Source organism: Novosphingobium sp. NFX11 (assembly GCF_057376415.1).
Genome location: NZ_CP080384.1, coordinates 2,415,173 through 2,440,162, shown reverse-complemented (window position 1 = coordinate 2,440,162; position 24,990 = coordinate 2,415,173). Strand labels below are relative to the sequence as shown.

30 protein-coding genes, 2 pseudogenes and 1 riboswitch are annotated in these 24,990 nt (G+C 65.4%); of the genes and pseudogenes, 22 read left to right on the top strand and 10 right to left on the bottom strand.

The features are described from left to right. Position 1: 1 nt before the first annotated feature. Positions 2 to 547 (top strand): sugar O-acetyltransferase, encoded by a 546-nt coding sequence (locus tag KZO24_RS12535; RefSeq protein ID WP_008828002.1) that lies wholly within the window; start codon positions 2 to 4, stop codon positions 545 to 547. Positions 548 to 737: 190 nt separating this feature from the next. On the opposite strand, the gene pyk is transcribed toward KZO24_RS12535, so the two are convergent. After that, positions 738 to 2,222: a pyruvate kinase gene (gene pyk, locus KZO24_RS12530; RefSeq protein ID WP_271182152.1), complete on the bottom strand. Its 1,485-nt coding sequence runs from the start codon at positions 2,220 to 2,222 to the stop codon at positions 738 to 740. A gap of 102 nt (positions 2,223 to 2,324) precedes the next feature. Between pyk and KZO24_RS12525 the strand changes: the two are divergent. Next, positions 2,325 to 2,637: pseudogene (locus tag KZO24_RS12525) on the top strand (DUF1244 domain-containing protein). 130 nt (positions 2,638 to 2,767) lie between these two features. On the opposite strand, the gene sugE reads toward KZO24_RS12525, so the two are convergent. After that, on the bottom strand, positions 2,768 to 3,085 hold the full coding sequence (gene sugE / locus KZO24_RS12520; RefSeq protein ID WP_486486292.1) for a quaternary ammonium compound efflux SMR transporter SugE: 318 nt from the start codon (positions 3,083 to 3,085) through the stop codon (positions 2,768 to 2,770). Positions 3,086 to 3,315: 230 nt separating this feature from the next. Between sugE and KZO24_RS12515 the strand changes: the two genes are divergently transcribed. Then, complete coding sequence (locus tag KZO24_RS12515) at positions 3,316 to 3,552, top strand: DUF2312 domain-containing protein (protein WP_008827998.1); 237 nt, start codon at positions 3,316 to 3,318, stop codon at positions 3,550 to 3,552. A 66-nt stretch (positions 3,553 to 3,618) separates the two neighbouring features. Here the strand turns inward: KZO24_RS12515 and KZO24_RS12510 are convergent, their stop codons facing one another. Further along, the gene (locus tag KZO24_RS12510; RefSeq protein WP_271182093.1) at positions 3,619 to 4,335 is read right to left on the bottom strand and encodes a CPBP family glutamic-type intramembrane protease; all 717 of its coding nucleotides are present in this window, start codon (positions 4,333 to 4,335) and stop codon (positions 3,619 to 3,621) included. A gap of 95 nt (positions 4,336 to 4,430) precedes the next feature. On the opposite strand from KZO24_RS12510, the gene KZO24_RS12505 reads away from it, so the two are divergent. From KZO24_RS12505 to ruvB, 6 genes are all read left to right on the top strand, one after another. Further along, complete coding sequence (locus KZO24_RS12505) at positions 4,431 to 4,748, top strand: heavy metal-binding domain-containing protein (protein WP_008827996.1); 318 nt, start codon at positions 4,431 to 4,433, stop codon at positions 4,746 to 4,748. Positions 4,749 to 4,852: 104 nt separating this feature from the next. Then, the gene (locus KZO24_RS12500) at positions 4,853 to 5,617 is read left to right on the top strand and encodes a YebC/PmpR family DNA-binding transcriptional regulator (RefSeq protein WP_271182092.1); all 765 of its coding nucleotides are present in this window, start codon (positions 4,853 to 4,855) and stop codon (positions 5,615 to 5,617) included. 1 nt (position 5,618) lies between these two features. After that, entirely contained in the window at positions 5,619 to 5,969 is a 351-nt protein-coding gene (locus KZO24_RS12495; protein ID WP_008827994.1) for a DUF3147 family protein, read from the top strand. Between the two features lie 4 nt (positions 5,970 to 5,973). Beyond that, the gene (gene ruvC, locus KZO24_RS12490; protein WP_271182091.1) at positions 5,974 to 6,450 is read left to right on the top strand and encodes a crossover junction endodeoxyribonuclease RuvC; all 477 of its coding nucleotides are present in this window, start codon (positions 5,974 to 5,976) and stop codon (positions 6,448 to 6,450) included. A gap of 231 nt (positions 6,451 to 6,681) precedes the next feature. Then, positions 6,682 to 7,287, top strand: a complete 606-nt coding sequence (ruvA, locus tag KZO24_RS12485) for a Holliday junction branch migration protein RuvA (RefSeq protein WP_271182090.1) — start codon at positions 6,682 to 6,684, stop codon at positions 7,285 to 7,287. A 13-nt stretch (positions 7,288 to 7,300) separates the two neighbouring features. Continuing rightward, positions 7,301 to 8,329 carry a Holliday junction branch migration DNA helicase RuvB gene (ruvB, locus tag KZO24_RS12480; protein WP_486486291.1) on the top strand — a complete coding sequence of 343 codons (1,029 nt, stop codon included), beginning with the start codon at positions 7,301 to 7,303 and terminating at the stop codon, positions 8,327 to 8,329. A 324-nt stretch (positions 8,330 to 8,653) separates the two neighbouring features. On the opposite strand, the gene KZO24_RS12475 is transcribed toward ruvB, so the two are convergent. Both KZO24_RS12475 and KZO24_RS12470 read right to left on the bottom strand, forming a co-directional pair. Then, positions 8,654 to 8,854, bottom strand: a complete 201-nt coding sequence (locus KZO24_RS12475; protein WP_271182089.1) for a hypothetical protein — start codon at positions 8,852 to 8,854, stop codon at positions 8,654 to 8,656. Positions 8,855 to 8,875: 21 nt separating this feature from the next. After that, positions 8,876 to 9,514, bottom strand: coding sequence for a hypothetical protein (locus KZO24_RS12470; protein ID WP_486486290.1), 639 nt, complete (start codon positions 9,512 to 9,514; stop codon positions 8,876 to 8,878). A gap of 268 nt (positions 9,515 to 9,782) precedes the next feature. Between KZO24_RS12470 and KZO24_RS12465 the strand changes: the two genes are divergently transcribed. From KZO24_RS12465 to KZO24_RS12445, 5 genes and pseudogenes are all read left to right on the top strand, one after another. Next, a complete protein-coding gene (locus KZO24_RS12465; protein WP_271182087.1) occupies positions 9,783 to 10,814 on the top strand; it encodes a glycosyltransferase family 2 protein in 1,032 nt (343 codons plus the stop codon). A 10-nt stretch (positions 10,815 to 10,824) separates the two neighbouring features. Beyond that, entirely contained in the window at positions 10,825 to 11,217 is a 393-nt protein-coding gene (locus KZO24_RS12460) for a GtrA family protein (protein ID WP_271182086.1), read from the top strand. Beyond that, positions 11,214 to 12,731 (top strand): hypothetical protein, encoded by a 1,518-nt coding sequence (locus KZO24_RS12455; RefSeq protein ID WP_271182085.1) that lies wholly within the window; start codon positions 11,214 to 11,216, stop codon positions 12,729 to 12,731. Before KZO24_RS12460 ends, KZO24_RS12455 begins: the two co-directional genes overlap by 4 nt. Positions 12,732 to 12,817: 86 nt before the next feature. After that, a pseudogene (locus tag KZO24_RS12450) lies at positions 12,818 to 13,602 on the top strand (SDR family oxidoreductase). 13 nt (positions 13,603 to 13,615) lie between these two features. Continuing rightward, positions 13,616 to 14,425, top strand: a complete 810-nt coding sequence (locus KZO24_RS12445; protein ID WP_271182083.1) for an SDR family NAD(P)-dependent oxidoreductase — start codon at positions 13,616 to 13,618, stop codon at positions 14,423 to 14,425. On the opposite strand, the gene KZO24_RS12440 is transcribed toward KZO24_RS12445, so the two are convergent. The 3 genes from KZO24_RS12440 to KZO24_RS12430 are packed head-to-tail and all read right to left on the bottom strand — an operon-like array spanning position 14,422 to position 16,095. Next, the gene (locus KZO24_RS12440; RefSeq protein WP_486486289.1) at positions 14,422 to 14,811 is read right to left on the bottom strand and encodes a hypothetical protein; all 390 of its coding nucleotides are present in this window, start codon (positions 14,809 to 14,811) and stop codon (positions 14,422 to 14,424) included. The two genes, KZO24_RS12445 and KZO24_RS12440, sit on opposite strands and share 4 nt — an antisense overlap. 1 nt (position 14,812) lies before the next feature. Further along, a complete protein-coding gene (locus KZO24_RS12435; protein WP_486486288.1) occupies positions 14,813 to 14,947 on the bottom strand; it encodes a hypothetical protein in 135 nt (44 codons plus the stop codon). Beyond that, positions 14,944 to 16,095, bottom strand: a complete 1,152-nt coding sequence (locus KZO24_RS12430; RefSeq protein ID WP_486486287.1) for a sulfotransferase family protein — start codon at positions 16,093 to 16,095, stop codon at positions 14,944 to 14,946. Before KZO24_RS12430 ends, KZO24_RS12435 begins: the two co-directional genes overlap by 4 nt. A gap of 128 nt (positions 16,096 to 16,223) precedes the next feature. Between KZO24_RS12430 and KZO24_RS12425 the strand changes: the two genes are divergently transcribed. From KZO24_RS12425 to KZO24_RS12405, 5 genes are all read left to right on the top strand, one after another. Continuing rightward, positions 16,224 to 17,024: an SDR family oxidoreductase gene (locus KZO24_RS12425; protein ID WP_271182080.1), complete on the top strand. Its 801-nt coding sequence runs from the start codon at positions 16,224 to 16,226 to the stop codon at positions 17,022 to 17,024. Further along, a complete protein-coding gene (locus KZO24_RS12420) occupies positions 17,021 to 17,446 on the top strand; it encodes a nuclear transport factor 2 family protein (protein WP_486486286.1) in 426 nt (141 codons plus the stop codon). The genes KZO24_RS12425 and KZO24_RS12420 overlap by 4 nt, the downstream gene beginning before the upstream one ends. A 69-nt stretch (positions 17,447 to 17,515) precedes the next feature. After that, a complete protein-coding gene (locus tag KZO24_RS12415) occupies positions 17,516 to 18,661 on the top strand; it encodes a pyridoxal phosphate-dependent aminotransferase (RefSeq protein ID WP_271182078.1) in 1,146 nt (381 codons plus the stop codon). A 48-nt stretch (positions 18,662 to 18,709) separates the two neighbouring features. Further along, positions 18,710 to 19,426 (top strand): alpha/beta fold hydrolase, encoded by a 717-nt coding sequence (locus KZO24_RS12410; protein WP_271182077.1) that lies wholly within the window; start codon positions 18,710 to 18,712, stop codon positions 19,424 to 19,426. A 190-nt stretch (positions 19,427 to 19,616) separates the two neighbouring features. After that, a complete protein-coding gene (locus KZO24_RS12405) occupies positions 19,617 to 20,063 on the top strand; it encodes a hypothetical protein (protein WP_271182076.1) in 447 nt (148 codons plus the stop codon). Between the two features lie 336 nt (positions 20,064 to 20,399). On the opposite strand, the gene KZO24_RS12400 is transcribed toward KZO24_RS12405, so the two are convergent. Then, on the bottom strand, positions 20,400 to 21,452 hold the full coding sequence (locus tag KZO24_RS12400) for a HoxN/HupN/NixA family nickel/cobalt transporter (protein WP_486487173.1): 1,053 nt from the start codon (positions 21,450 to 21,452) through the stop codon (positions 20,400 to 20,402). 186 nt (positions 21,453 to 21,638) lie between these two features. Continuing rightward, positions 21,639 to 21,881: riboswitch (cobalamin riboswitch) on the bottom strand. 68 nt (positions 21,882 to 21,949) lie between these two features. Further along, positions 21,950 to 22,348 carry a nuclear transport factor 2 family protein gene (locus KZO24_RS12395; protein ID WP_271182074.1) on the bottom strand — a complete coding sequence of 133 codons (399 nt, stop codon included), beginning with the start codon at positions 22,346 to 22,348 and terminating at the stop codon, positions 21,950 to 21,952. A 255-nt stretch (positions 22,349 to 22,603) separates the two neighbouring features. Between KZO24_RS12395 and KZO24_RS12390 the strand changes: the two genes are divergently transcribed. The 3 genes from KZO24_RS12390 to KZO24_RS12380 all read left to right on the top strand — a co-directional run bounded on the left by KZO24_RS12390 (position 22,604) and on the right by KZO24_RS12380 (position 24,839). Continuing rightward, on the top strand, positions 22,604 to 22,864 hold the full coding sequence (locus KZO24_RS12390; protein WP_271182073.1) for a hypothetical protein: 261 nt from the start codon (positions 22,604 to 22,606) through the stop codon (positions 22,862 to 22,864). A gap of 140 nt (positions 22,865 to 23,004) precedes the next feature. Then, complete coding sequence (locus KZO24_RS12385) at positions 23,005 to 23,577, top strand: sigma-70 family RNA polymerase sigma factor (RefSeq protein ID WP_486486285.1); 573 nt, start codon at positions 23,005 to 23,007, stop codon at positions 23,575 to 23,577. A 212-nt stretch (positions 23,578 to 23,789) separates the two neighbouring features. Beyond that, complete coding sequence (locus tag KZO24_RS12380) at positions 23,790 to 24,839, top strand: ribonucleotide-diphosphate reductase subunit beta (protein WP_271182071.1); 1,050 nt, start codon at positions 23,790 to 23,792, stop codon at positions 24,837 to 24,839. The last annotated feature ends 151 nt before the right edge of the window (positions 24,840 to 24,990 follow it).

Genomic DNA, 24,990 nt, shown 5'->3' with positions numbered 1-24,990 from the left:
AATGGAGCGCACCGAAAAGCAGAAGATGCTGGCGGGCGAGCCCTACCGCGCATCCTGCCCGGAAATCGTTGCCGACCAGCGCGCGGCAGCCGAATGGATGGCCGCGTACAACCGCACCATCGACCTTGCCGACCGCGATGCACTGCTGCGCGAACGCTTCGCCGCGGTGGGCGAAGGGGCGACCATCCGGCCGCCGTTCCATTGCGACTATGGCTACAATATCAGCCTGGGGCGCGGGGTGTTCCTGAACTTCAATTGCGTCATCCTCGACGTGGTGGAGGTGACCATCGGCGACGGAACGCAGATCGGCTCGGGCGTGCAAATCCTGACGGCGGACCACCCACGCGATCCGGTCGAACGGGCGAGCGGCCTCGAATGGGGCGTGCCCATCCGCATCGGACGCAATGTCTGGATCGGCGCCGGGGCGCTCATCATGCCGGGCGTTACGATCGGAGATGACGCGATTGTTGGTGCAGGGAGCGTGGTGACGCGTGACGTAGCCGCCGGGGTTACCGTCGTGGGAAGTCCGGCCAAGGCCAGAAGGTGAGGGAGACGCAGGGGTTTACCACCCCTTCACCCCGTATACCGTCGAGGTCACGCGCGTAGCTTCGTCAAGCACTTAGGATGCGTCGGAAGACCAAATAGCCTGCGGCGCAATACGTGCTTGACGCCGCTGCACGCATGGCGACGACAGTAACGGGGTCTGGGGCGATGGCCCCAGATCTCCCTCTTTCTTCTTACTTCGGCGTATCCAGCTCGTTGCCTGTCAGCGTCACGATATGCAGCAGGTTGGTCGAGCCCGGCACGCCGAACGGCACGCCAGCCAGCGCCACGAGTCGCGATCCGGCCGCGCCGAAGCCGTGGCGCAGGGCCATGCGCTTGCCCTTGGCGATCATCTCCTCGAAGCTGCCGATGTCGCGGGTGACGACGGCGTGTGCGCCCCACAGCAGTGCGATGCGGCGTGCGGTGGGCTGCGAGGGCGTGAGCACCAGCATCGGCGCGGCGGGGCGTTCGCGGGCCACGCGGCGGGCGGAGCCGCCCGAGCCGGTGAACACCACGATGCCTTCGATCGTCAGGGTATCGGCTATCTGCGCGCAGGCTTCCGACAGTGCGTCGGCGCTGGTCGCGTCGGGCGGGGTACGGGTGAGGTGGATGCGTTCGCGATAGGTCGTGTCGCTTTCGACCTTGGCGGCGATGCGGTCCATGATGGTCACCGCCTCGACAGGCCACTGGCCCGCTGCCGTTTCGGCCGAGAGCATGACCGCGTCGGCGCCGTCGTAGACCGCGTTCGCGACGTCGGAGACTTCGGCGCGGGTGGGCGAGGGGCTGGTGATCATCGATTCCAGCATCTGCGTGGCGACGACGACCGGCTTGCCCAGCGCGCGGGTCTTTTCGATGATGTGCTTCTGAATCGGCGGCACTTCCTCGGGCAGCAGTTCCACGCCGAGGTCGCCGCGTGCGACCATGATGCCGTCCGACAGCTCGATGATCTCGTCGAGGCTTTCGACGGCTGCGGGCTTTTCGATCTTGGCCATGATCGCGCCCTGGCCGCCCGACAGGCGGCGCGCTTCAGCGACGTCCTCGGGGCGCTGGACGAAGGAGAGACCGATCCAGTCCGCCTTCTGCTCGACCGCGAAAGCGAGGTCGCGGCGGTCCTTCTCGGTCAGGGCCGGGATCGGGATCAGGGCATCGGGAATATTGACGCCCTTGCGATCGGAGATCGGGCCGCCGACTTCGGCGCTGCACAGGATCGCGTCCGGTTCGGCGCGGATGACGACGAGGCGCAGCTTGCCGTCGTCGATCAGCAGGCGCTGGCCCTTCTGGAGGATGCCGAAGAGTTCGGGATGCGGCAGGCAAACGCGTTCGTTGTTGCCCGGGGTCGGGTCACGGTCGAGCGTGAAGTGGGCGCCGTGGCGCAGGAAGGCCTTGCCGCCCTCGAACTGGCCGACGCGCAGCTTGGGGCCTTGCAGGTCGCACAGGATCGCGACGGGGCGCTCTAGGTCCTTCTCGACCGCGCGGATATTGGCGATCGTCTCGCGGTGGGTGTCGTGGTCGCCGTGGCTCATGTTGACGCGGAAGGCGTCGGCGCCGGCCTTGAGCAGCTTGGCGATCGTCTCCTTGTCGCGGCTTGCCGGGCCCAGCGTTGCGAGGATCTTTACCTTGCGCTGGCGCTTGATGCCGCGATGGTGGGGAGAACGACGATAGGGCCCATTTGCGTTCAGGGCGCCCGAAGGAATGGTGCTGACCAAGTTTACTGCCTCTTCCGGAAACTGGGCCCCATATGGCAAAGGCGTGATGACAAACCAAGGACGATCGGTGCGATTATGAACGGCAAGGATAACATTGATACGATAGATGACGCCGTGGCCGCTGCCGCGTTCCGTCGCCTTGTGCGCCACCTCCAGCAGCGCCGCGATGCCGAGAACATCGACCTGATGGGGCTGGCGGGGTTTTGCCGCAATTGCCTGGCCGACTGGATCTCGCGATGCGGGGTACGAAGGCGACAAGGCTGCCGCCCGCGCGGTGATCCACGGAATGCCGTTCGACGAATGGAAGGCAAAGCACCAGAGCGAAGCCACGCCGGAACAGATCGCGCGGATGGAAGAGAGCGTGAAGAAGAACGGCGGGACGCATTGACCTTTACGTCGTCCCGGACCTGATCCGGGACCGCTGGCCGTGAACGGCCCACTTGGCTGCGCGCGCTGCGATCTCTTACCTAAAGACAGCCACCGGTCCCGGATCAGGTCCGGGACGACGAGCCTGCCTGTCAGGGCGTCGCCACCTTCATCAGCACGATCCCGCTGAGGATCAGTCCGGCGGCAAGCAGGCGCATCGCGCTTGCCGATCTGCCCATGAACACGATCCCCGCCGCGAAAGCGCCCACCGCGCCGATGCCGGTCCACACGGCATAAGCCGTGCCCAGTGGCAGGGACCGCATCGCGGCGGCGAGCAGGCCGAAGCTCGCCAGCATCGCGGCCAGAGTCACGACGCTGGGCCACAGGCGCGTGAAGCCCTCCGACTGTTTCATGGAAAACGCCCAGACCACTTCGAGCAGGCCGGCGATGGCGAGAAGAACCCAGGGCATTCGGCAATCTCCTATGAGGCGATTCCCGGGCCGTCCCGGACTTGAAGCTCCGTCGAAGGAGACGCACGAACGTGGTCGGCGCCCCGGTCAGATAGGAAAGTGCGGCTTTGGGGGCAACCCTTTGCGCGTCCTCCACATGATTTCCACAGGGGGCGCTTTGCCCGAATCCTGTTGTCTCGCTATCAGCGCCGCCAACCGATTCACCAGCATTTACCGGAGCACGTACCCCCATGGCCGAAACCACCGACGATCGCCTGCGCCTGCTGATCGAGCGCGTCGAGCGCCTGGAAGAGGAAAAGAAGGGCATCTCGGACGACATCCGCGACGTCTACAACGAAGCCAAGGCCGTCGGCTACGACGTCAAAATCATGCGTGCCATCGTGCGCCTGCGCAAGATGAAGCCCGACGACCGCCGCGAAATGGACATGCTGCTCGACACCTACAAGTCGGCCCTTGGCATCGACTGATCCTCATTCCTCCCCGAGCCTGCTCGGGGAGGGGGACCGCCCGCGCAGCGGGTGGTGGAGGGGGCGTCAGCTCCCCAGTTGCACCAGCACCATGGCCGCCGCATTGGCGCAGCCGTGCTGGAGCATCGAGGCCGGAAGGCCGATGCGCTGGCGCGTGAAGCCCAGCAGCACGCCTGCCCACAATTGCGGCAACACCATCGGCAGCGCGAGCGCGGAGATGGCGGGGTAGTTCATCAGATGGACCGCCGCAAACAGCAGCGCCGCCAGCCAGAACACCGCCGGATAAGCCGCCGCATAAATGGCAGGCGTCGGACGCTTGCGCAGCCACAGCCAACCTCCAACAGCGGCGACCACGAGCGCCAGCAGTGATCCTGCCAGGACCAGCGGCTGCAGTGATTTCGCCATGGCGGCCAACCCAGCGAACAGGCCGAAGCACGCCAGCAGCCATAGCGCGCGGGGGCGTCCGGTCTGCCAGCCGCGGAAGATCATCTCCTCCAGCACCGGTGCGATCACGATGGTGATCGGCAGCAGCCAGCCTGCGGGCAGCTTGTCGAAGGCGTCGGGCAGCGGCTGGCCCATTGTCTTCTGGTAGAGCCCGAGCAGCGGCAGGATCACCAGCAGAAGCCCGCCGATGTGCAGCACCGTCAGCAGCGCCAGCCGGGGCCATGCCTCACGCGAACGCAGGCCGATGGGCGCAAGTATGCGCGGCCGGGCGACGAAGCTCGCCAGTTCGCGCAGCAGGGCAGAGGGTACTGAGGAGCTTGTTTCGATCCGGGTCGCCATGCTTCGTTCTATCCCCGATTTCCTTGCCAATTCGTTGTCTTGCCAGCACCGTGAGACGGTGCAACCTTGGCGGTCCAGCGAAGGAGAGCGCGCCGATGATCGTCACCACCACTCCCACCGTCGAAGGCCAGCCAGTCCGTGACTATCTGGGTATCGTCACTGGCGAAGTCATCGTCGGCGCCAACCTCGTGCGCGATCTCTTCGCCGCCGTCACCGACATCGTCGGAGGTCGCTCCGGCAAGTACGAGGAAGTCCTCCAGCGCGCCCGCCGCGAGGCGTTGAAGGAAATGGAAGCGGAGGCGGAGAAGCTGGGCGGCAACGCCGTGGTCGGCGTGGACATAGACTACGAGGTGATCGGATCGCACGGTTCGATGCTGATGGTAAGCTGTTCCGGAACTGCCGTCGTCCTGTAGCAGACCGACTCCGGTTGCCCTTTGGGGTGCCCCTGTTGTAAGGCCCGCGCCACTTCATTCATCGCAAAGACCCGTGGACTCATGGGCAGGCAACGAGCGGACCGATGGCAGGCCATTCCAAATTCAAGAACATCATGCATCGCAAGGGTGCGCAGGACAAGAAGCGCTCGGCGCAGTTCTCCAAGCTCAGCCGCGAAATCACCGTCGCGGCGAAGATGGGCATGCCCGACCCGGACATGAACCCGCGCCTGCGCGCCGCCGTCAACGCGGCCAAGGCGCAGTCGATGCCCAAGGACAACATTCAGCGCGCCATCGACAAGGCGAGCAAGGGCGACGCCGAGAACTACGAGGAAGTGCGCTATGAGGGCTACGGCCCCAGCGGCATCGCCATCATCGTCGAGGCACTGACCGACAACCGCAACCGCACTGCTACCAACGTGCGCACCGCCTTCGCCAAGAACGGCGGCAACCTCGGCGCCTCGGGCGCGGTTTCGCACGGCTTCGAACGCCTCGGCCTGATCGAGTACCCCGGCAGCGTGGGTGACGAGGACAAGGTCCTCGAAGCCGCGATCGAGGCGGGCGCCGAAGACGTGCAGAGCGACATGGGCGACGGCGACGAGAACCCCGGCAGCCACCAGATCTGGGTTTCGGTCGATGCGCTCCACGAAGTCGCGCGCGAGCTGGAAAAGACCCTGGGCGAAGCCGAAGGCGTCAAGCTGGCATGGAAGCCCAACCTCACCGTCGAGGTCGACGCGGACACCGTCAGCACGCTGATGAAGCTGGTCGACACTCTCGAAGACGACGACGACGTCCAGACCGTCTGGGGCAACTACGAGATCTCGGACGAGGTCATGGAAACGCTCGGCTGATATGCTGGCACTGATCGCCCGCGCCCTGCTTTCGGGCGTTCTCATCGTGGCGATCGCGGAAATCGGCAAGCGCCTGCCCGCTCTGGGCGCGCTTGTCGCCTCGCTGCCGCTGGTCTCGGTACTGGGCATGATCCTGCTGTGGCAGGCCCGCCCGGATGCCGAGAACATGGCGGTCCATGCCGGGGCGACGTTCTGGTACGTGCTGCCCTCGCTGCCGATGTTCCTGCTGATGCCGGTCCTGCTGCGCAATGGCCTTGGTTTCTGGGCCTCGCTGCTGGCCGGATGCGTGCTGACCATCGTGCTCTATTCGCTGATGATGCATTTCGGGCCGCGGCTCGGGCTGAAGGTCTGACACCATGATTATCCTCGGCATCGACCCCGGCCTGACCTGCACGGGCTGGGGCGTCGTCGCCAAGAGCGGCAGCCGCCTCAGCCACGTCGCCAACGGCCAGATCCGCACCAACGCCAAGGCCGGGATGGCCGAGCGGCTGGTCGAACTCGACGCCGCGCTGACCGATGTGATCCTCCAGCACCGGCCCGATACCGGCGCGGTGGAGGAAGTCTTCGTCAACGTGAACCCGCAGTCCACCCTCAAGCTAGGGCAAGCGCGCGGTGTCGCGATGCTGTCCGTGGCGCGCGCCGGGATTCCGGTGGCGGAATATTCGACCAAGCTGGTGAAGAAGGCGATCGTTGGCACTGGCGGGGCGGCGAAGGCGCAGGTCCAGGCGATGCTGATGGTGCTGCTGCCGGGCGTGAAGCTGGCAGGTGAAGATGCCGCCGATGCTCTGGCGGTGGCGATTACTCATGCGAATATGCTGGGCAGTCACAGGTGAAAGGGAAGTCCTGGGGCCATCGCCCCAGACCCCCAAACTGTCGTTGTCGCGCGCGCAGCAGCGGCCGCCTCACATTGCGCCGCAGGCTTTCAATGTCTCCCGGCTCACCGTCTGACATGACGAAGCGGCGCGCGTGGCCTCGACGCTATACGGGGTGCAGGGGTGGTAAACCCCTGCCTGCCTCTCTTTTCCTCTGGCGCCCCGAATCCCTTCCTGCCATAGGAACAAACCATGATCGCCAAGCTGACAGGATTGCTCGACGACACCGGCGCCGACTGGGCCATCATCGACGTCAACGGAGTGGGCTACCTCGTCCATTGTTCGGCGCGGACGCTGGACCATCTCGGTATCCGGGGTGATCGCGTCGTCGTCCATACCGAGATGCAGGTTTCGGAAACCGACCAGCGCCTGATCGGTTTCACGTCCGGGGCGGAGCGCAACTGGTTCCGTCTGCTGACGGCGGTGCAGGGTGTCGGCTCCAAGGTAGCGCTGGCGATCCTCTCCGCTCTGACGACCGAGGAACTCCAACGCGCCTGTGCGGGCGGCGACAGCGCCATGGTGGCGCGCGCGAACGGCGTCGGGCCGAAGCTGGCCAGCCGGATCGTCAACGAACTCAAGGACAAGGCCGGCGGCATGCCGACCGCGCCAGGAGCGCCCGGCATCGCGGCGGTTGCGCCTGCGGGCTCGGCCAGCGCCGATGCCCTGTCGGCACTGCAGAACCTTGGCTTCAAGCCTGCGGTTGCGGCGACGGCGGTTGGCAAGGCGGTCGATCAGCTTGGCGAGGATGCCGCATTGGGCGACCTCATGCGCGTGGCGCTGAAGCTGGCGACGGGATAGAGCTTTTCAGTAAATGACCGACAACCCAATCCTCTCCCCCAATCGCCAGGTCGAGGACGCCGATGCCGCGCTTCGGCCCAAGACGCTCGCCGAGTTCGTCGGGCAGGCGGCGGCCAAGGACAACCTGCACGTCTTCATCGAAAGTGCCAAGTCGCGGCGCGAGGCGATGGACCATGTGCTGTTCTTCGGGCCTCCGGGGCTTGGCAAGACGACCTTGGCGCAGATCGTCGCGCGCGAACTGGGCGTGGGTTTCCGCGCCACTTCCGGTCCGGTCATCGCCAAGGCGGGCGACCTCGCCGCGCTGCTGACCAATCTGGAGCAGGGCGACGTCCTGTTCATCGACGAGATCCATCGCCTCAATCCTGTGGTCGAGGAAGTGCTCTATCCGGCGATGGAGGACCGCGCGCTGGACCTCATCATCGGCGAAGGTCCGTCGGCGCGCTCGGTGCGGATCGATCTGCCACCTTTCACGCTGATCGGCGCGACGACCCGACAGGGCCTACTGCAGACGCCGCTGCGGGACCGTTTCGGCATCCCGGTGCGCCTGCAGTTCTACACCGTCGAGGAACTGGAGAAGGTCGTCAGCCGCGGCGCGGGTCTGCTCGGCATCGGCATCGACAAGGGCGGGGCGACCGAGATCGCCCGCCGTGCGCGTGGTACGCCGCGCGTTGCAGGACGCCTTATGCGGCGGGTGCGCGATTTCGCGCATGTGGCGGGATCGGACACCATTACCCGTGCGATCGCCGACGATCTGCTCACCCGGCTGGAAGTGGACGCCATTGGCCTCGATGCGCAGGATCGCCGGTATCTGCGGATGATCGCAGACATCTACAAGGGCGGTCCGGTGGGCGTGGAGACGCTGGCGGCGGGACTGTCCGAACCGCGCGACACGATCGAGGAAGTGATTGAGCCGTACCTCATCCAGTTGGGCCTCGTCGCCCGCACGGCACGGGGGCGCTGCCTCAACGATCGGGGTTGGAGCCACCTTGGCATGACTCCTCCGGCCGGTCCTCAGGGCGGGTTGTTCGATTCGGAAGGGTGAGTGCGCCAGGCGGCACATTCGCCCCAAAAGCGTCGGTCTGCTTTACAACCCGCCGAAGCAACAGTCCCGTTTCGGTACACCCTCTGAGTTAGAATGATAAATTAACCGAGTTTCCCGCATCGGGACGGTGAATTGCGGGTGAATGACATTGCCGCATTAACGTGTCTCTGCGTTGTTTCTGGCAGATGGATGCACGGTAGCCCCAGAGGGCCTTCGGGCCTCCGGTGCGAAACAAAGAGAGCAACGCGTTATGTCGGTTCGGATGGCCCTTGCTAAACTGTCTGCCTGTGCGGCGGGCTGTGCCGTGATCGGCGGCGGCGCCGTTCACGTCGCCGAGACGCAGTCGGCGAAGACCGAGTACCGCAAGGTAAAGATGGCCAAGGCCGCTCCGGTAAAGAAACGCCCGGCCCAGCGCATCGTCCGCAAGGACCAGCCGCGCACCACCAAGCGCGTGCGCAAGATCATCAAGCGGACCTGCTGCGACCAGCCGCAGATGGCGATGGTGCCGATGCCCGCGCCGTACATGCCGCCCGCTCCGGGGCCGTCCTACTCGGGCGGCAGCGGCGGCGCGCCTGTGGTGATCGGCGGCGGGGGCGGCTTCGGCGGCTTTGGCGGTGGTTTCTTCGGCGGCTTCTTCGGAGGCAGCGGCGGCGGTGGCGGCGGCAACGTGGTGATCACCTCGACCAGCAGCGGCGGCGTGACTTCCACGACCGGCGGCGTCACTTCGACTTCGGGCGGCGTGACCTCCACCACGGGCGGTGTGACCTCGACCAGTGGCGGCGTCACTTCCACGTCCAGTTCGAGCACCGGCGGCCTGACTTCGACCACGACCACGGGCGGTCTGACGTCCACGACGACCACCGGCGGGATCACCTCGACCACGTCGACCAGCTCGGGCAACGTGACCAGCACGAGCAGCTCCAGCTCGTCCTCGTCGTCTTCCAGTTCCTCGTCCAGCTCATCCTCCAGTTCATCGAGCGGCGGTAACGACCATTCCTCCGGCGGAGCGACCTCTACGGGTTCGTCGAGCGGATCGTCGTCCAGCTCCTCGTCTTCGTCGGGGTCTTCCTCGACCTCGGGCGGCTCGAACGGTTCGACCTCGTCGAGCAGCTCCAGTTCCTCGTCTTCTTCGTCGTCGTCCAGTTCGTCCTCGGGCGGTTCGACCACCACCACTTCGGGCGGCACCGACGTGCCGGCTCCGCCGATGCTGATCCTGTTCGGCGCCGCAGCCGCAGCGATCGTCGGACGGCGCCGACTGGCCCGCGGCAGGACGGCCTGACATCCGAACACGGGGAGGGCGACGCCAAAGGCGGTGCCCTATGTGGAAGGGCGAGGTTCGCGGACCTCGCCCTTTTCGTATGCCCACGGCAAATCAGCGTCTTTTACGGCCGGTTAACCAGAAGTGGTCGATACGGCTTCCTCGAAGCACAGCCGAGTTTCGCGGGGCCGACTCATGAAGATGGAACCTATCCTGCCGTTCGCCGAACGGACCTGCCCGCGCCTCTCGGTCGTGGTGCCGTGCTACAACGAGGAGGCGGTCCTCCTCATGCTGGAAGCACGGCTCGCGGCCGCCTGTCGGGATCAGGTGGGCGAGGATTACGAGATCGTCCTCGTCAACGATGGTTCCACTGACCGCACCTGGCCGCTGATCTGTGTTCTGGCCGAGCGCAATCCGCGCGTGCTGGGCGTCGATCTTTCGCGCAACCATGGCCACCAGCTGGCGGTGACGGCGGGGTTGCAGGTTTGCCGCGGCGACCTCGTCATGATGATCGACGCCGACCTTCAGGACCCGCCCGAACTGCTGGGCGCGATGATCGCCAGGATCGAGGCGGGTGCGGATGTAGTCTACGGCCAGCGGATCGCGCGCCATGGCGAGAGTACTTTCAAGCGCGGCACCGCATCGGTCTTCTACAAGCTCCTCAATCGCCTCGCCGAGCAGGACATTCCTGTCGATACCGGGGATTTCAGGCTGATGACCCGGCGCGTCGTCGACCAGCTCAACGCCATGCCCGAGCGCTATCGCTTCATTCGCGGCATGGTGAGCTGGATCGGGTTCGAGCAGGTCGCGCTGCCTTACGAGCGTGCGCCGCGCGCGGCTGGCGAGACGCATTATCCGCTGCGCCGCATGATACGCCTCGCGTTCGATGCGATCACCAGCTTCTCGACGGTGCCGCTGCGGATTGCCTCGCATCTGGGCATGCTGACGGGGGTTGCGGGCTTCGCGATGCTGTCCTGGGCGATCTGGCGCTGGTTCGAGGAGGGGACGATCGTCGGCTGGACCAGTATCATTGCGGTGATGCTCATCATGGGCAGCATCCAGCTGATCATCCTCGGCGTCTTCGGCGACTACCTCGGACGGCTCTATATCGAGAGCAAGGGGCGGCCCCTGTTCATCGTGCGCGAGGTTCGCAGCCAGTCGCGGGCGAGCGAGCGCGGGGTCATACAGGTGCCGTTGACGGTCGCCGCCTTCGATCCGCGCGGCTGACGCGCTGGACATGACGACAATGATGGCCGCCTTGCGCTTCGGGCTGGTGGGCGTGCTCAATACGCTGGCGGGGCTGGCGGTCATCTGGGCGCTGCTGCGATTGGGGGTAGGCGACTATCCGGCCAATGCCTGTAGCTATGCGGTTGGCGTGTGCCTGTCCTTTGTGCTCAACCGGGTCTGGTCTTTCTCGGTACGCGGGCCGGTCGCGGCCGGGGAAGTGGCGCGCTTCCTGACCGTGTTCGCGCTGTCCTATGCAGCCAATCTCGGCGTGCTGACACTCATGCGCGGGCTCGGGTTTGCGCAGAGCCTGATCGGGCAGGGCGCGGCGATGGCGGCTTATTCGCTGTGCTTCTTCCTGCTCTCCCGCCACTTCGTGTTCACCCCCGGACGGGCTGCCCGGTGACTACACAAGCCGGGGCGATCCCGCTGCGCTGGTGCGCTGCGCTGGTGCTGTTGGCCGTGGTCCCGCTACTCTGGCCGGTGGTGCCGCCGCTGACCGACCTGCCCGCGCACATGTCGCGCTACATGGTGCAGATGGACGGCGGGCACAGTGCCGATCTGGCGCAGTGGTACAGCTTTCGATGGAACCTGCTGCCCAACCTCGGCGCGGACCTGCTGGCATGGGTGTTCGAGCCGATAGTGGGCCTCAGGCTGGCGGTGAAGGGCATTGTGATCCTGATCGTTGCGCTGCAGGTGGCGGGCTACCTTTGCCTTTCCCGCGCCGCGCATGGGCGCGTGGCGATGACGGTGCTGTTCGCGGCGCCGCTGGCGCTGGGCAACCCGTTCCAGTTCGGCTTCCTCAACTTCACGCTGGGCATGGCGCTTGTCACGCTGGCGCTGGCCTGGTGGATCAGCCCGTCGATGGCGGAGCATCCGCGTCGGCGCTGGCTGGTGTTCTGTCTTGTCGTCTGCGTCATATGGGTGTGTCACCTTGCAGCCTGGGCGACGCTGTGCGTGCTCGTTGGATGCTGCGAGTTGGTGGCGCGTTTCGAGCGGTCCGGGCGATTGCTGCCCTCGCTGTGCGGCGGCTTCCTCGCCAGCACCTGCCTGCTGGTGCCGCAGCTAGCCAGCATGGCATGGCCGCACCCGACCGGGCACCTGCCGAACGAGAACTGGTTCCGGATGGGGATCAAGCTCTATCACCTGATCAACGTCTTCGCCGACCGGTGGGAAGGGTGGGACTATGCCTGCGCGGCCCTGCTGGCGGGGCTGATTGTCGTGGTCTGGCGCTCGCCGCGTTTCGCGCTTCACAAGGGGTTGGCGCTGGGGACGCTTGTGCTGCTGGGGCTGTTTATGCTGATGCCGGGCACGATCTACGGCTCGGCCTACGCGGACATGCGCTTGACGCCGACGATTTATGCCCTCGCGCTGATCTGCGCGTGTCCGATCGACCTCGGCGCGGGTAGGCAAAGGCTGCTGCTGGTCGCGGGGATCGTCTTCACCGCCCTGCGCCTCGTCGGTAATACGGTGAGCATGGCCGCCTGGGACGAGCAGATCCGCGAGGAGCAGGCGGTGATCGAGCAGATCCCGCGCGGCTCGCAACTGCTGACCTTCATCGCGCTGCCCTGCGTCAACTTCATCCAGCAGCAGGCGCGCGTGCGTGACGTCCATCTCGCCAGCTATGCGATGATGCGCCGCCATGCTTTCGCCAACGACCAGTGGGCGATGCCGGGCGGCCAGCTCATGAGCATCGACAACCCCGCCGCCGGCCCTTTCTTCGATGCGGCGACTGGAGCGCTGGTCGGCGAGAGTTGTCAGGGGTTCAACCAGCTTCTGGCAGCGGTCGACCGGGTTCCGGCGGGTATCCCCCGGCTCTGGGTAGTCTGGCATGCGCCCGAACTGCCGCTGCGCGGATGGCAGCCGGTAGTGCGTGCGGGCGATTCGGTACTCTATCGCCGTTCCTCCGAAACCAGGTGATCGGATACATCTTCTCCGTCGCGCCTGAGCGATTATAACAGGGTTCAGCATTTTCCGTTGACTGTGCGGCGGCTCGGGGGCAGCCAATGCATACGAAAACGAACGGGAGATTGCCGCCGATGACCAAACCCCTTGCAGGAAAAGTCGCGCTCGTGACCGGGGCCTCGTCGGGCATCGGCGAGGCGGCGGCGCTGTGCCTGGCGGAAGCCGGTGCGGCCGTCGTCCTGTCGGCGCGCCGGGCGGAGCGATTGTCGGGCCTCGTCGCCCGGATCGAGGCAGAGGGTGGAACGGCGCTGGCCATTCCGGGTGACATGACCGTGGAGGACGACGCCCGCCGCGCGGTGGGAGAGACGGTCGAGAAGCTGGGGCGCATCGACATCCTGATCAACTCGGCAGGAATCATGGAGGCGGGGGCATCGAGAACTGCGACACCGCGATCTACCGGCGAGTCATCGACATCAACCTGATGGGCACCGTCTATACCTGTGCTGCCGCCGTCCCGCACATGCTGGAGCAGGGAGAGGGCGACATCATCACCATCTCCTCGCTCGCCGGTCGCAAGGGTGGGCCGATGACCAGCGCCTATTCCGCCAGCAAGCACGCGGTCAACATGATGACCGATGGCATGCGGCAGGAACTGGGCGGCCGCAATGTCCGCGTCACGACGCTGATGCCGGGCGCGACCGAGACCGAAGTGGGCGACAACATCTCCGATCCCAACTGGCGCGCCGCGATCCAGGCGCATGTGGCGAAGGAAGGTGCGGTGAAGCCCCGCGACATCGGAGAGGCCATCGTCTTCATCCTCGCCATGCCGCGCCGCGCGAACATCTCGGAAATATCGATCCGGCCGACGATCGACACATCGGCTTGAAGGGAGAAGGAAAATGGCCGGAAGGCTTCAGGACAAGGTCTGCATAATCACAGGTGCAGGTTCCGGGATGGGGCGCGCGATGGCGCAGCTGTTCCATGCGGAAGGGGCCAGGCTGCTGCTGGCCGACATTTCGGGCAATGAAGACGAGGTTGCGGCCGATCTCGGTGGCGATGCCGTCTCGATCCATTGCGACGTCTCCAGCGAGGCGCAAGTCCAGGCCATGATCGCCAGGGCCGAGGAGCGTTTCGGTCGGCTCGACGTGCTGTGCAACAATGCCGGTTTCGGCGGCGGGATGGGCCCCCTGCATGCCCAGACGACCGAGTTGTGGGACAAGGTTCACGCCACCAACATTCGCGGCGTCTTCCTGGGCATGAAGTACGGTATCGAATCCATGCTGAAGACGGGCGGCGGTGCGATCGTCAACACCAGTTCGGCTTCGGCGGTGGTGGGGTGGAAGCACCACGGCGTCTACAGTTCGGCCAAGGCGGGCGTGCACCAGCTCACCAAGGTCGCGGCACTCGACTATTCGGACCGGAACATCCGTGTGAACGCCGTGGCCCCGGGCACCATGTGGACCGGACTGGTCGAGGCATCGAAATCGCACGACTCGCCGCCGGAGGGCTTTCCCACGCTGGCCGGGATACCGATGGGCCGCTGGGGCCGCGCCGAGGATATCGCCTCCGCCGCCCTGTTCCTCGCCAGCGACGAGGCCGCCTACATCACCGGGGTGATTCTGCCGGTGGACGGTGGTTATTCGATCGGCTTCTCGGGCATGGGCGCGGAGCGTCCCGGCATCGTCAGCGCCAATAGCGACGGCACCTAGAGCCAGGGCGCGACCGTTATTCCCGCCAGCGAAGGGTCGGCCCACAGGTATTCCGTGAAGTGGCCGATCCTCTCGCGTGTATCGACGTAGCAGAAGCAAATCCCGGCTTGGGCGGACGGTTCGGCGGGGAACTGCAGGGCCAGCGCGTCCCCGCTCGCGCGCACGTCGTGGAGGAGGGCCTCCCATTCTGTATAAGGTCCCGGCACGGCGATACCGATGTGGTGAAAGGCGAGGACCTGCGCCGAAAGGTCCACCGCGTCGGTGTAGATACCCGTCACGCCAGACACCGGCTCGATGATCTCGAACTGGCGCAGGCCGCGGGGGCCTGCGACGTTGGCGATCGCGGATTTCACGCCCAGTCTGCGGCGTTCTCCGTAGGACAGCACCTCAATCTCGGATTCTGCTGCGGCGCAGGCCGGTGATGTCCAGCTGCGTCTCGGCATGGGCGAGGGCCGCGTCCATGTCGCGCGTGGCATAGCTCATCTGGACGAGCTGGCCGTAGCGCTTGCCGAGATGCGTCATGCGCCCTGTTTCACGGGGATACGGTAGCGCTCGATATAGTCGGCGAATGCGGCATGAACCCCCTCGCGCGTGAGGCCGTAGCGTTCCAGCGAGTAGTCGTGCTTGCCGTGCTTGCCCTTGGGATTGGCTGCCATGTAGGCTTCCATCCCGGCCGCTGCCTCTTGCGTGAAGGGCTCGCCGAAGTGGTCGTAGATGCTGCGGCAGGTGCCGATGGGGTCCTTCATCACATCGATGTACTGGACGTCGAGAATGGCATCCGCACCATGGGCGGCGCGGAATGCGTCCTGCCGCTCGATCATCAGCGCGAAGGTCTCCATAAAGGTCCGGCCGATGCCTTCCAGGTCGATCTCGTCCGAATAGATCCGCCGCACGTTCTCGATCAGACTGCCGATGGATCCCAGTACGTCGGCGGGATCGCGGTGGGTCATGACCAACTGCGCGTCGGGGTAGACCTCGTACAGCGCATCCAGAAACAACGGGTGCCACGGGTTCTTGAGCGTCCATCGCCCTCCCGTCTCGGCCTGCAGGAGCTGCAGCAGCCGCTTGTGGAAGCGGAACGCCGGACGATAGTCGGCCTCGTGCAGCAGCCAGTGGCGATAGCTCGGAATGTCGGCCTGCGATCTGAACACCTGCGCACAGAACGAGTAGGTCATCGAGAACTGGCACTCGGTCGGGCTATGCGCGTCCTCATAATGGATAGCGGCGATCTGCGGCATATATTGCAGCGAGGCCTGCGTCTGGTCCTGCATCGCCTTCCAGCGAGGACCGGCAGCCAGTTCGTGGAAATGCGGCGGCGGCACCGGATCATGCGATTCCCAGCGCAGGAACGAGCGGCGCTTGGGGTCGGCGGCGAGCAGGTTGATGACCAGAGTGGTCCCGGTGCGCGGCAGGCCGAAGACGAACATCGGCTTTTCGACGGGGCGCTCGAGGAGTTCGGGATGACGGGCCAGCCAGTCTTCGATCCGCATGCGGCCCGCCATGTACTTCACCAGATCGCGCTGCGCGAGCTGCGTGCCGCGCTCGGTGAAGCGTGCCTCTTCGGCATAGGCATCGATCAGCCTCTGTAGTCCTTCCAGTGCGGCCGGGTCGCCGATTTCGGTCAGTCCGGTCTGGCTGCGTGCAGCCGCGATCACATCGTCCACAGTCATGGCGGCGCATCTCCCTGTTCTTATCGTCCCGGCGGTGATGAACAGCGGTGTTGCCGATTGCAAGGCGGTGCCCGCTTCTTCAAAATTCCCTCAAAGCGGCGAGGTCGCGATCAGGAGAGGTGAAAACCATGGATTTGAGCGAGGCACGGCACGCCTTCGTCACCGGCGGGGCGAGCGGCATCGGCCTAGGTATCGTCGATGCGATGGTCCGCAGGGGCATCCGGGTGACCATCGCCGACATCGATGCAGAACGCCTCGACGCGGTGCTGGGCGATCGGGGCGAGGCGGTGCACGGCGTCATGCTCGATACCCGCGACCGGGACGGTTGGGCACGGGCCAAGGCCGAGGCGCAGGGCGCTTTCGGGCCGGTCGACGTACTGGTCAACAATGCCGGCATCGCTCCCAACGGTCGCGAGTTCGCGGATATGGACCCTGCCAGCTTCGATCGCATCGTGGCGATCAATCTCACCGGCATCGCCAATGGCGTCTTCGCTTTCGCCTCCGACATGCGGGCGAGAGGCAGGGGGCATATCGTGAATACGTCCTCCCAGGCCGGTCTCACCGCGAGCGTGCCCGGCGTGGGGGCCTATGCCGTCGCCAAGTTCGGCGTGACCGCGCTTACCGAGGCTCTGCGGCAGGAGATGGCGCCGCATGGCGTCGGCGTGTCGCTCCTTTGCCCCGGCTATGTCGCCACGAACCTCGCCGAGAACACCCGCAAGGTTGGGGGCGAGATCCGTCAGTATGCGGGGGCGATGCCGCTCTCCAGCGTGACGCCCGACCATGTCGGCGCGATGGTACTGGCGGGCATCGAAGCCGACGAACCCTGCATCGTCACTCACACCCGCGTCTGGCGCAGCGTCGAGCCTCGCTTCGCGGCGATCCGCGCCGCCTGCGAGCGGCGGGATGCGAGTGAAGGGGCAGCCGCATGACCGAAGACCGCCTGGCCCGGATTGAGGCACAAAGCGCCATCGCCGATCTCGTTCACGGCTATGCCCGCGCCGTGCGGCGAGAGGCCTATGAGGACATTTCAAAGCTTTTCGCTTCAACGGGCACTTTCGAGGTCCGCTCCGGTGCGCCGGACCGTGCCGAACACGTCGTGCGCCAGCGGTTTGACACTCCGCAGGCACTGGTTGCGTTTCTGCTCGAAGGAAAGGGAAGGCCGCATCCGGTGCCGCTGATCCATAACCTGATGATCGAGGTCACGGGCGATACTGCGCGGGCCAATGCGATGATGGTGGCGCGGATCACTGGCACTGACAAGGAGGTCACCGGCGAATATCACGACCGATCTGTGCGGCTGGACGGCCGGTGGCTGTTCGACGCGCGGATCTACACCGTCTTCGCATCCTGAGCGCGCATCGCACCGATCCCGCAAGGCGCCCGCATTGCATCGCGCCCTTGCTGCGCGTAGCAGGCGGGCATGATCGCGCACGTCGAACCCTTCCACGCCACCACCATCGGCCGTCTCGCCTACGAACTCGCCGCCGAGGGGCGCGACGTGATCCACATGGAATACGGCCAGCCCTCGACGGGGGCTCCAGCTGCCGCCATCGCCGCCGCCCACGCGGTGCTGGATGCAGAGGCGGGCGGATACTGGGAAAGCCCGGCACTGCGCGAGCGGATCGCGCGTCACTATGCCGAAGCTTATGGCGTCATGGTTTCGCCCGAGCAGGTGTTCCTGACCTGCGGCGCATCGCCGGCCTTCGTGCTGGCGCTGTCGTGCCTGTTCCGTCCCGGCGCGCGGGTGGCGCTCGCTCGCCCGGGCTACGTCGCGTACCGCAATGCCATGCGCACGCTCTACATCGAGCCGGTCGAACTGCCCTGCGGGCCGGCCGAGCGCTATCAGGTCACTGCCGCCGCGCTCGACGCGCTCGACCCGGCGCCGGAAGGACTGATCCTCGCCAGCCCGGCGAACCCCACCGGGACCGTCATCGCGCCCGAGGAGCTTGCGGCCATCGCCGAGGTTTGTGCGCGCAAAGGCATCACCGTCATCTCCGACGAGATCTATCACGGACTGACCTACGGCATGACGGCGGACTCCGTGCTGCAGCACGTGCCGGAGGCCTTGGTGGTGAACAGCTTTTCCAAGTGGTTCTCGATGGCCGGCTGGCGACTGGGCTGGCTGGTCGTCCCGCCCCACCTGATTGACGCGGCGCGGGCGCGGATCGCCAACCTGTTCCTGACCCCGCCGGTGCTGGCGCAGCATGCCGGGCTGGTAGCCTTCGACTGCGTCGAGGAACTGGAAGGACACCACGCGAGCTACGCCCGTAACCGCGAGCTTTTGCTGGCGGCGCTGCCTCGCCTGGGCCTGCAACGGATCGCGCCGCCGGACGGTGCCTTTTATATCTGGGCCGACATCCGCCACCTGACCAACGATAGCTTCGCCTTCTGCCGCCAACTGCTTGCCGACACCGGCGTCGCCACGGCGCCCGGCATCGACTTCGATCCGGTCGACGGCCATCGTTTCATCCGCCTGAGCTTCGCGGTCTCCACACCCGAGATCGAGGACGCGATCGACCGCATGATCGCATGGTTTGCGGCACGCCAGGAGATTGTCGGCGCCTGACACAAGCGCACTGATGTGATCCTTTGTGGATCATAATCAGGGGGCGGCGTGTCGACTTTCGTTCGGGTCCATGGCGGCGGGCACGGCGGCTGGGGCTACAAGCCGGTAGCGCAGCGGTTGCGGGCGCTCGGGCACGATGTGCACGCACCGTCGCTGAGCGGCCTTGCCGACCGCGCGCACCTGTTAAGCGCCACGATCGATCTCGACACTCACATTGCCGACATCGCCGGGCTTCTGGATTTCGAGGATCTCACTGACGCGATCCTCGTCGGCCACAGTTATGGCGACATGGTCATCACCGGCGCGGCGGACCGCAAACCCGAACGTGTCGGCCACCGCGTCTATCTCGACGCGGCCTATCCGCGCGACGGCGAATCACTTTGCGAGCACGCTTACGAAGCCATCCATGGCGCCAGGCAAGGGTTGAATGAGATCGACGGCGTGCGAGTCGTTATGGCGGCGATGCCCGGCATGGCCGCATTTTTCGGAGTGACCGATTCGGTGCTGGGACCATGGATCGATGCCCGGTTGACCGTCCAGCCATGGCGATGCTTCGAGCAGAACCTCGTGCTCACCCGGGAAGCCGCGATGCGCGCCATTCCGGAGAGCCATATCGTCTGCACCTCGACAATATCGGGGCGTGACATGAAGTTACTGACCGAGAGATCTCACGGTAGGGTCTGGGATATAGAGACTGGACATGACCTGATGCTTACCGAGCCGGACTGGGTGGCTGATAGACTTGACGCGATAGCGCGGCTCTAGAGGCGGTTTCCCTAAGGGGATTTCCGCAAGGAGTCTGCGCAGCCCTGAATACACGGGTGTTTCACCTAGCCTCTATAAGATGTAACAAGGTGGGACAGCGAATCCGGGCTATATGGAACTGCGTATTGACGCCGGGCCACGTCTGGGGACTGTGGCGCACCCTTCGGACGCGAAAGAAAACGATAAGGCAATGGCAAGTACTTCGAACAATGTCGGCGGCGATCGCGCTCATGCGAGGCGTCTGCGTGACTTCCTCCACGATTGCGCGGGCAGTGCCGCGTGCGAGGAGATCGACCGTATTCGCGAAGCGCTGGCCTTGTTGGACGGCGTCGGCATCGACGGTGCCATACCGCTCGACCGTGTGCGTATCGATGCGATGCTCGAATGCGGCGCGGCGATGAGCGCCGTGCTTGAGATCATCGGCCCGGACATGCCCTTCATGCTGTCGCGCGGCAGTCACGACACCTGCCTTGCGACCGTGGTGCCGCCGGGCGGCTCCGAGGAGGCCATTGCTGAGGGCTCGACGCTTGCGCTGGCGATGCTGGCCGGGCACGTCGCTGCGGTGCTGGCGAAGGGCGAGCGCGCGCCGCATGCCGCTGATGTCCAGTTGGCCTCGACTTCCATCCGCCTTCACTGACAGCCTGAACCGGCAGCCGGGCTGACAGGTTTCCCCGAACTGTCCCGTCAGAAGCCCGGCCGGGAGGGGATGACGACGGGTGCGCCGTCCACTTTGGTGGTGACATAGGCATTGACGACCGAAGGGCCACACCGCGATGCTCGCACGGGCCAACCAGAGCCAGTAGAGCGTCCTCTCGCTGCTGCACTAATAACGCAATGTTATGTAGAGCCTTCCTGTCCCGGAAGATCTCGAAAAGGCCGTGGTTCCTCATGGTCCGGGCTTTCTTGCGTTGAAAAAGATCCACTCTCGGTCCCTCCCGCTTGCGGGAGGGACCGAGGGTTGGTCGTTTGCGACCTAGTCGCAGCGGGGTGGGTTGGCCGTTGCCCGCATCTCTACCGAGTCCAGCCCGCCCCAGCGGAACACGGCCCAGCTCAGTAACCAGCACACCACGAACAGGCCGATGATCAGGAATCCCAGCGTGTTGAACTGCTCCGAAAGCGAGGCCGCCCCGGACCATACGCCGCCCTCCAGCCCGAATTTCTCCGACAGCAGCGCGGCGGTCTGGATCGAGCCGATCACCAGCGCCACCATGGCGGAGATGGCCGTGATGACGATGTTGTAGTAGAGCTTGCGGATCGGCTTGACGAAGGCCCACTCGTAGGCCCCCAGCATGATGACGCCGTCGGCGGTATCGACCAGCGCCATGCCAACTGCGAACAGCGCCGGGAATACAAGTACCGAGCCCAACGAAATCCCGTCTGCCGCATGGGCGCCGGACAGACCGAGGATGGCGACTTCGGTGGCGGTGTCGAAACCGAGGCCGAACAGGAAACCGAGCGGCGCCATGTGCCAGGCATGGCGCACCAGCCGGAACACGGGGCGCAGGATCTGCGCGATCAGCCCGCGCCCGGCGAGCAGCATGTCAAGGTCTTCCTCGGCATAGGTCCCGCCGCGCCGTACTTCGACGAAGCGCTGCCAGACCCCGCGCAGGATCGCGAGGTTCATGATCGCGATCAGGAACAGGAAGGTCGCCGAAATGATCGTGGCGATCACCCCGCCCGAGCGGCCGAACGCCTCGAAATCATCGAGAGTGCCTGCTGCCAGCGCGATGGTAGTCGCGGCGATCAGGACAATGGCGGAATGGCCGAGCGCGAACCACAGGCCCACGGTGATCGGGCGCTGGCCCTCCTGCATCAGCTTGCGAGTGACGTTGTCGATGGCGGCGATGTGGTCGGCGTCGACGGCGTGGCGCAGGCCGAGGCTCCAGGCGAGGAGGGCGGTGCCCAGCATCACCGGGCTGGCGTGGAACAGGCTGAAGGCCCAGCCCCAAACGAGGAGGTTGGCGGCGACAAGTACGGAAAAGAGCACAGTTATCCGGCTCTTTAGAGGGGTTTTCGCAGGCGACATCGGCGTCATGATCCGTCTTCGCGTCGGCGACCTGACGGGGACTGCCGCGCCGTCGGCGCGGTCGGCACGGGAGGCCCCGGACGGACGCGGCAGCGCCCGGCGTCCCTCGCGCCGATGCGGCCCCCGCCGCACGTTGCGTCGCTCAGACGGACAGTTCCGTGCCGCGGCCATCCCCTGGACCAAGGCAAGAGCGACCGGACGCAGGCAGGTCTCCTGGCTCGCGGGTCATCGCTTGATGCATGGCCTTCCCGTGGCCTCGCATGTCGCAGCGTCCGGCCCAGTGGCTGCCGGTGTCCACCTTCGGGGCACCGGCCTATGCATCGCGCTCGCCACTTACAGTTGCAGGGACAGCCCCGGATTTGGATGAGAACATCCTCACCGCGTTCCCTTTTAAGCCCCTTGCGGGGCACCGGCGCGATCTTTGTCGAAAGGCTCGGGATGAGCGCTTCGACGCGGCTTTCCTAATCGCGCGGCCGTCCCGCCGCAAGAGGCGCGCGCTATTCGGCGATGTTCATGGCGTAAATGCGCCGGGCGAAGCGCCAGCGCGCGCCATGGCGGACGAGTTCGTCGTCGTAGCGGGCGGCGAATTTCATCACCTTGCCTTCGATCCGGGCGATTTCGCGCACGTGGCAGCGGCCCTTGGCAGTGTCGCCCGAAACCTGGATCGCGCCGGGCATGGCGAAAAAGACCATCGCCTCCATCGTGGCGAACAGATCGTCCCAGGTGCGGGAGAGGGCCTCGTGGCCCCGGACTTCGGCGTGGCTGGTGATCCACTCGGCATCGGGCGCCCAGCAATCGAGCCACTGCGCCTTGTCGATCCGCGATGCGGCGTCGGCGTACGTCTCCATCAGTTCGCGGATGGCGGCGCGGTCCTCGGCGGGGCCGGTGAATTGCATGAGGCTCTCCCTTTTGCGGGGAGGGTGTGGTGATGCGGGAGGCGAAGCAAGGGGAGGGGCATCGCGGTGGCAATGGATGCGTTTGGGCTCGGGGCTTCGACAAGCTCAGCCTGAGCGGGTTTGGAGGTTTGCGCTACTGCCGCTCACCCTGAGCTTGTCGAAGCCCCAGCAGTCAGTCGCACCTCCTCAATCCATCACCGACACCGAAATCCACCGGTTCCTCGGGTCATGCGGGTCGGTGGGGATTAGCGCTTCGTGGTCGGCCGCGCCCTCGATGCGGTGGAAGCGGTCTTCGGCGATGCCGTCGTGCATTCCCTGCCGCTGGCACTAGTGGTGGAGCCCAGCACTTCGCGCGCTCGCCGCGCTGCTGTGCCTGGTCCCCTCGATCTCCGAATGCCTGCGGCGCAGCCGATCGAAGTGATCGACGAGATCGGCTGCGCCGGCCGGCCCCATGATGCGATGGGCCTTTCCGCCCCCGTTGAAGAAAGCGCCTCCGAAGAAAGTTGGGTCGCATGAATATCGACCAGATGTCCTTTTCCGCCCGCAGCGCTAACGAGGGCAACGTGGCCGACCGGGTTCGCCGCCTCCTGCCGATGGTTAAGCGGTAAGCCTGGTACGTCCACGGCATCGGGCCGCCCGGAGAGGATCTAGCGCAGTTGGGCCTGGCGGCCCTCACCGAATGCGTGCAGATGCGCGACCTTCAGACTGAGGACGGCTTCGCCGCCTACGCCAAGATGCGGGTGAGGGGGCGATGTTGGACCTCGTGCGCCGCGCCGGGCACGCGCGGGACGTCCGAGCGACGCCGCATGCTGGCCGACAAAGAGACGCAGCTCCGGGGCTGGCTCGGCCGCGATCCGAGGCCCGACGAACTGGCACAGGCGATGGGCATTGGCGAGTGCGAATTGGTTTCGCTGCAGGACGCCGCCCGCCCGATGCGCTTCGAGCCGATTGACAAGGTCTATTCCGATCAGTCGATGACCTGCGCCACGGAAACGCCTGACAGCTTCGCGATGCTGGTCGATGTCGAGATGTGCGGCGCGGTCATCGCGGCGATCACCGACCTGCCGGATCGGCTCAAGCTGATCGTGCAGCTCTACTTCGTCGAGGAACTGAACCTCGCTGAGATCGCCGAGGTCTTGCAAGTTTCGATCCCGCGTGTGCACCAGCTGAAAGCGCAGGCGATCGACAAGCTGGGAGAGAGCCTGAAAGGCGTCGCCGAAGTCCTCTGACCGGCACAATCCGGGGATTCATGCGAGGGCGGCGAAATTAATCACACCCACAACCCCTTGGGGCTGCACTTTTTCCTTGCCCCCACATATTCCTGTGGGAAGATGATTCACGCACTCGATTTGCGCGCGATCTTGCCTATCTCTGGCCTTTCCGCCCAAGCGTGAAAGCGTTGTGGGTGAACGCAATTTCAGACGATCCACCGGAGCCGCCCATGTCCCTTCTCGAAGCCCGCAAGACCTACAAGCCCTTCGAATATCCCTGGGCTTACGACTACTGGAAGATCCAGCAGCAGGTCCACTGGCTGCCCGAGGAAGTGCCTCTGGGCGAGGACTGCCGCGACTGGGTGCAGAACATCTCGGAGCATGAGCGCAACCTGCTCACCCAGATCTTCCGCTTCTTCACGCAGGCCGACGTGGAAGTGCAGGACTGCTACCACGAGAAGTACGCGCGCGTCTTCAAGCCGACCGAGATCAAGATGATGCTCACCGCCTTCTCCAACATGGAGACGGTGCACATCGCCGCCTATTCGCACCTGCTCGACACCATCGGCATGCCCGAGAGCGAGTACGGCGCGTTCCTTGAGTATTCGGAACTCAAGGACAAGCACGACTACCTGCAGAAGTTCGGCGTCGACAACGACGAGGACATCGCCCGCACCCTGGCGATGTTCGGCGGCTTCACCGAGGGCGTGCAGCTGTTCGCCAGCTTCGCGATGCTGATGAACTTCCCGCGTTTCAACAAGATGAAGGGCATGGGCCAGATCGTCTCGTGGTCGGTGCGCGACGAATCGCTGCACTGCGAAGGCATCATCAAGCTGTTTCACGCCTTCTGCGAAGAGCGTGGCTGCCTCACCAAGGCGGTGAAGGACGATATCGCCGACCAGTGCCAGACCACGATCCGTCTCGAGGACAACTTCATCGACCTCGCCTTCGAGCTGGGTCCGGTGCCGGGCATGACGCCCAAGGATATCAAGAAGTACATCCGCTATATCGCCGATTGGCGCCTCGGCCAGCTGGGCATGAAGCCGATCTACCTGATCGAGGACCACCCGCTGCCCTGGCTGCAGCCGCTGCTCAACGGCGTCGAGCATGCCAACTTCTTCGAGACGCGCTCCACGGAATATTCGAAGGGCGCGACGCGCGGCGACTGGAACACCGTGTGGGCCAACTTCGACTCGCGCAAGAAGGTGCGCGCGAACGACGAGCCGCTGGTGGACGACGGTTCCGAGCCCGGCCTGTTCGGCGAAGTGGCGGCGGAGTAAGTCGTATCGGATCGGGAATGGGGGCAATTTTTCCTCCATTCCCGCCGTCCGGCCGTTCAATTTCCTACTCTGCCGGATGTTTCCGGCCGCCCGCAGCGGGTAGCTCTTGGCAACCGGCGTGCTTCATGCGCATTTCTCCTGAGAATTCTGT

Coding starts and splice junctions, on each gene's coding strand:
- KZO24_RS12535 (WP_008828002.1), top strand. CDS start 2: ATGGAGCGCACCGAAAAGCAGAAGATGCTGGCGGGCGAGCCCTACCGC.
- sugE (WP_486486292.1), bottom strand. CDS start 3,085: ATGCCCTGGGTTCTTCTCGCCATCGCCGGCCTGCTCGAAGTGGTCTGG.
- KZO24_RS12515 (WP_008827998.1), top strand. CDS start 3,316: ATGGCCGAAACCACCGACGATCGCCTGCGCCTGCTGATCGAGCGCGTC.
- KZO24_RS12510 (WP_271182093.1), bottom strand. CDS start 4,335: ATGGCGACCCGGATCGAAACAAGCTCCTCAGTACCCTCTGCCCTGCTG.
- KZO24_RS12505 (WP_008827996.1), top strand. CDS start 4,431: ATGATCGTCACCACCACTCCCACCGTCGAAGGCCAGCCAGTCCGTGAC.
- KZO24_RS12500 (WP_271182092.1), top strand. CDS start 4,853: ATGGCAGGCCATTCCAAATTCAAGAACATCATGCATCGCAAGGGTGCG.
- KZO24_RS12495 (WP_008827994.1), top strand. CDS start 5,619: ATGCTGGCACTGATCGCCCGCGCCCTGCTTTCGGGCGTTCTCATCGTG.
- ruvC (WP_271182091.1), top strand. CDS start 5,974: ATGATTATCCTCGGCATCGACCCCGGCCTGACCTGCACGGGCTGGGGC.
- ruvA (WP_271182090.1), top strand. CDS start 6,682: ATGATCGCCAAGCTGACAGGATTGCTCGACGACACCGGCGCCGACTGG.
- ruvB (WP_486486291.1), top strand. CDS start 7,301: ATGACCGACAACCCAATCCTCTCCCCCAATCGCCAGGTCGAGGACGCC.
- KZO24_RS12475 (WP_271182089.1), bottom strand. CDS start 8,854: ATGTACGGCGCGGGCATCGGCACCATCGCCATCTGCGGCTGGTCGCAG.
- KZO24_RS12465 (WP_271182087.1), top strand. CDS start 9,783: ATGAAGATGGAACCTATCCTGCCGTTCGCCGAACGGACCTGCCCGCGC.
- KZO24_RS12460 (WP_271182086.1), top strand. CDS start 10,825: ATGACGACAATGATGGCCGCCTTGCGCTTCGGGCTGGTGGGCGTGCTC.
- KZO24_RS12445 (WP_271182083.1), top strand. CDS start 13,616: ATGGCCGGAAGGCTTCAGGACAAGGTCTGCATAATCACAGGTGCAGGT.
- KZO24_RS12435 (WP_486486288.1), bottom strand. CDS start 14,947: ATGACGCATCTCGGCAAGCGCTACGGCCAGCTCGTCCAGATGAGCTAT.
- KZO24_RS12430 (WP_486486287.1), bottom strand. CDS start 16,095: ATGACTGTGGACGATGTGATCGCGGCTGCACGCAGCCAGACCGGACTG.
- KZO24_RS12425 (WP_271182080.1), top strand. CDS start 16,224: ATGGATTTGAGCGAGGCACGGCACGCCTTCGTCACCGGCGGGGCGAGC.
- KZO24_RS12420 (WP_486486286.1), top strand. CDS start 17,021: ATGACCGAAGACCGCCTGGCCCGGATTGAGGCACAAAGCGCCATCGCC.
- KZO24_RS12415 (WP_271182078.1), top strand. CDS start 17,516: ATGATCGCGCACGTCGAACCCTTCCACGCCACCACCATCGGCCGTCTC.
- KZO24_RS12405 (WP_271182076.1), top strand. CDS start 19,617: ATGGCAAGTACTTCGAACAATGTCGGCGGCGATCGCGCTCATGCGAGG.
- KZO24_RS12400 (WP_486487173.1), bottom strand. CDS start 21,452: ATGTCGCCTGCGAAAACCCCTCTAAAGAGCCGGATAACTGTGCTCTTT.
- KZO24_RS12395 (WP_271182074.1), bottom strand. CDS start 22,348: ATGCAATTCACCGGCCCCGCCGAGGACCGCGCCGCCATCCGCGAACTG.
- KZO24_RS12380 (WP_271182071.1), top strand. CDS start 23,790: ATGTCCCTTCTCGAAGCCCGCAAGACCTACAAGCCCTTCGAATATCCC.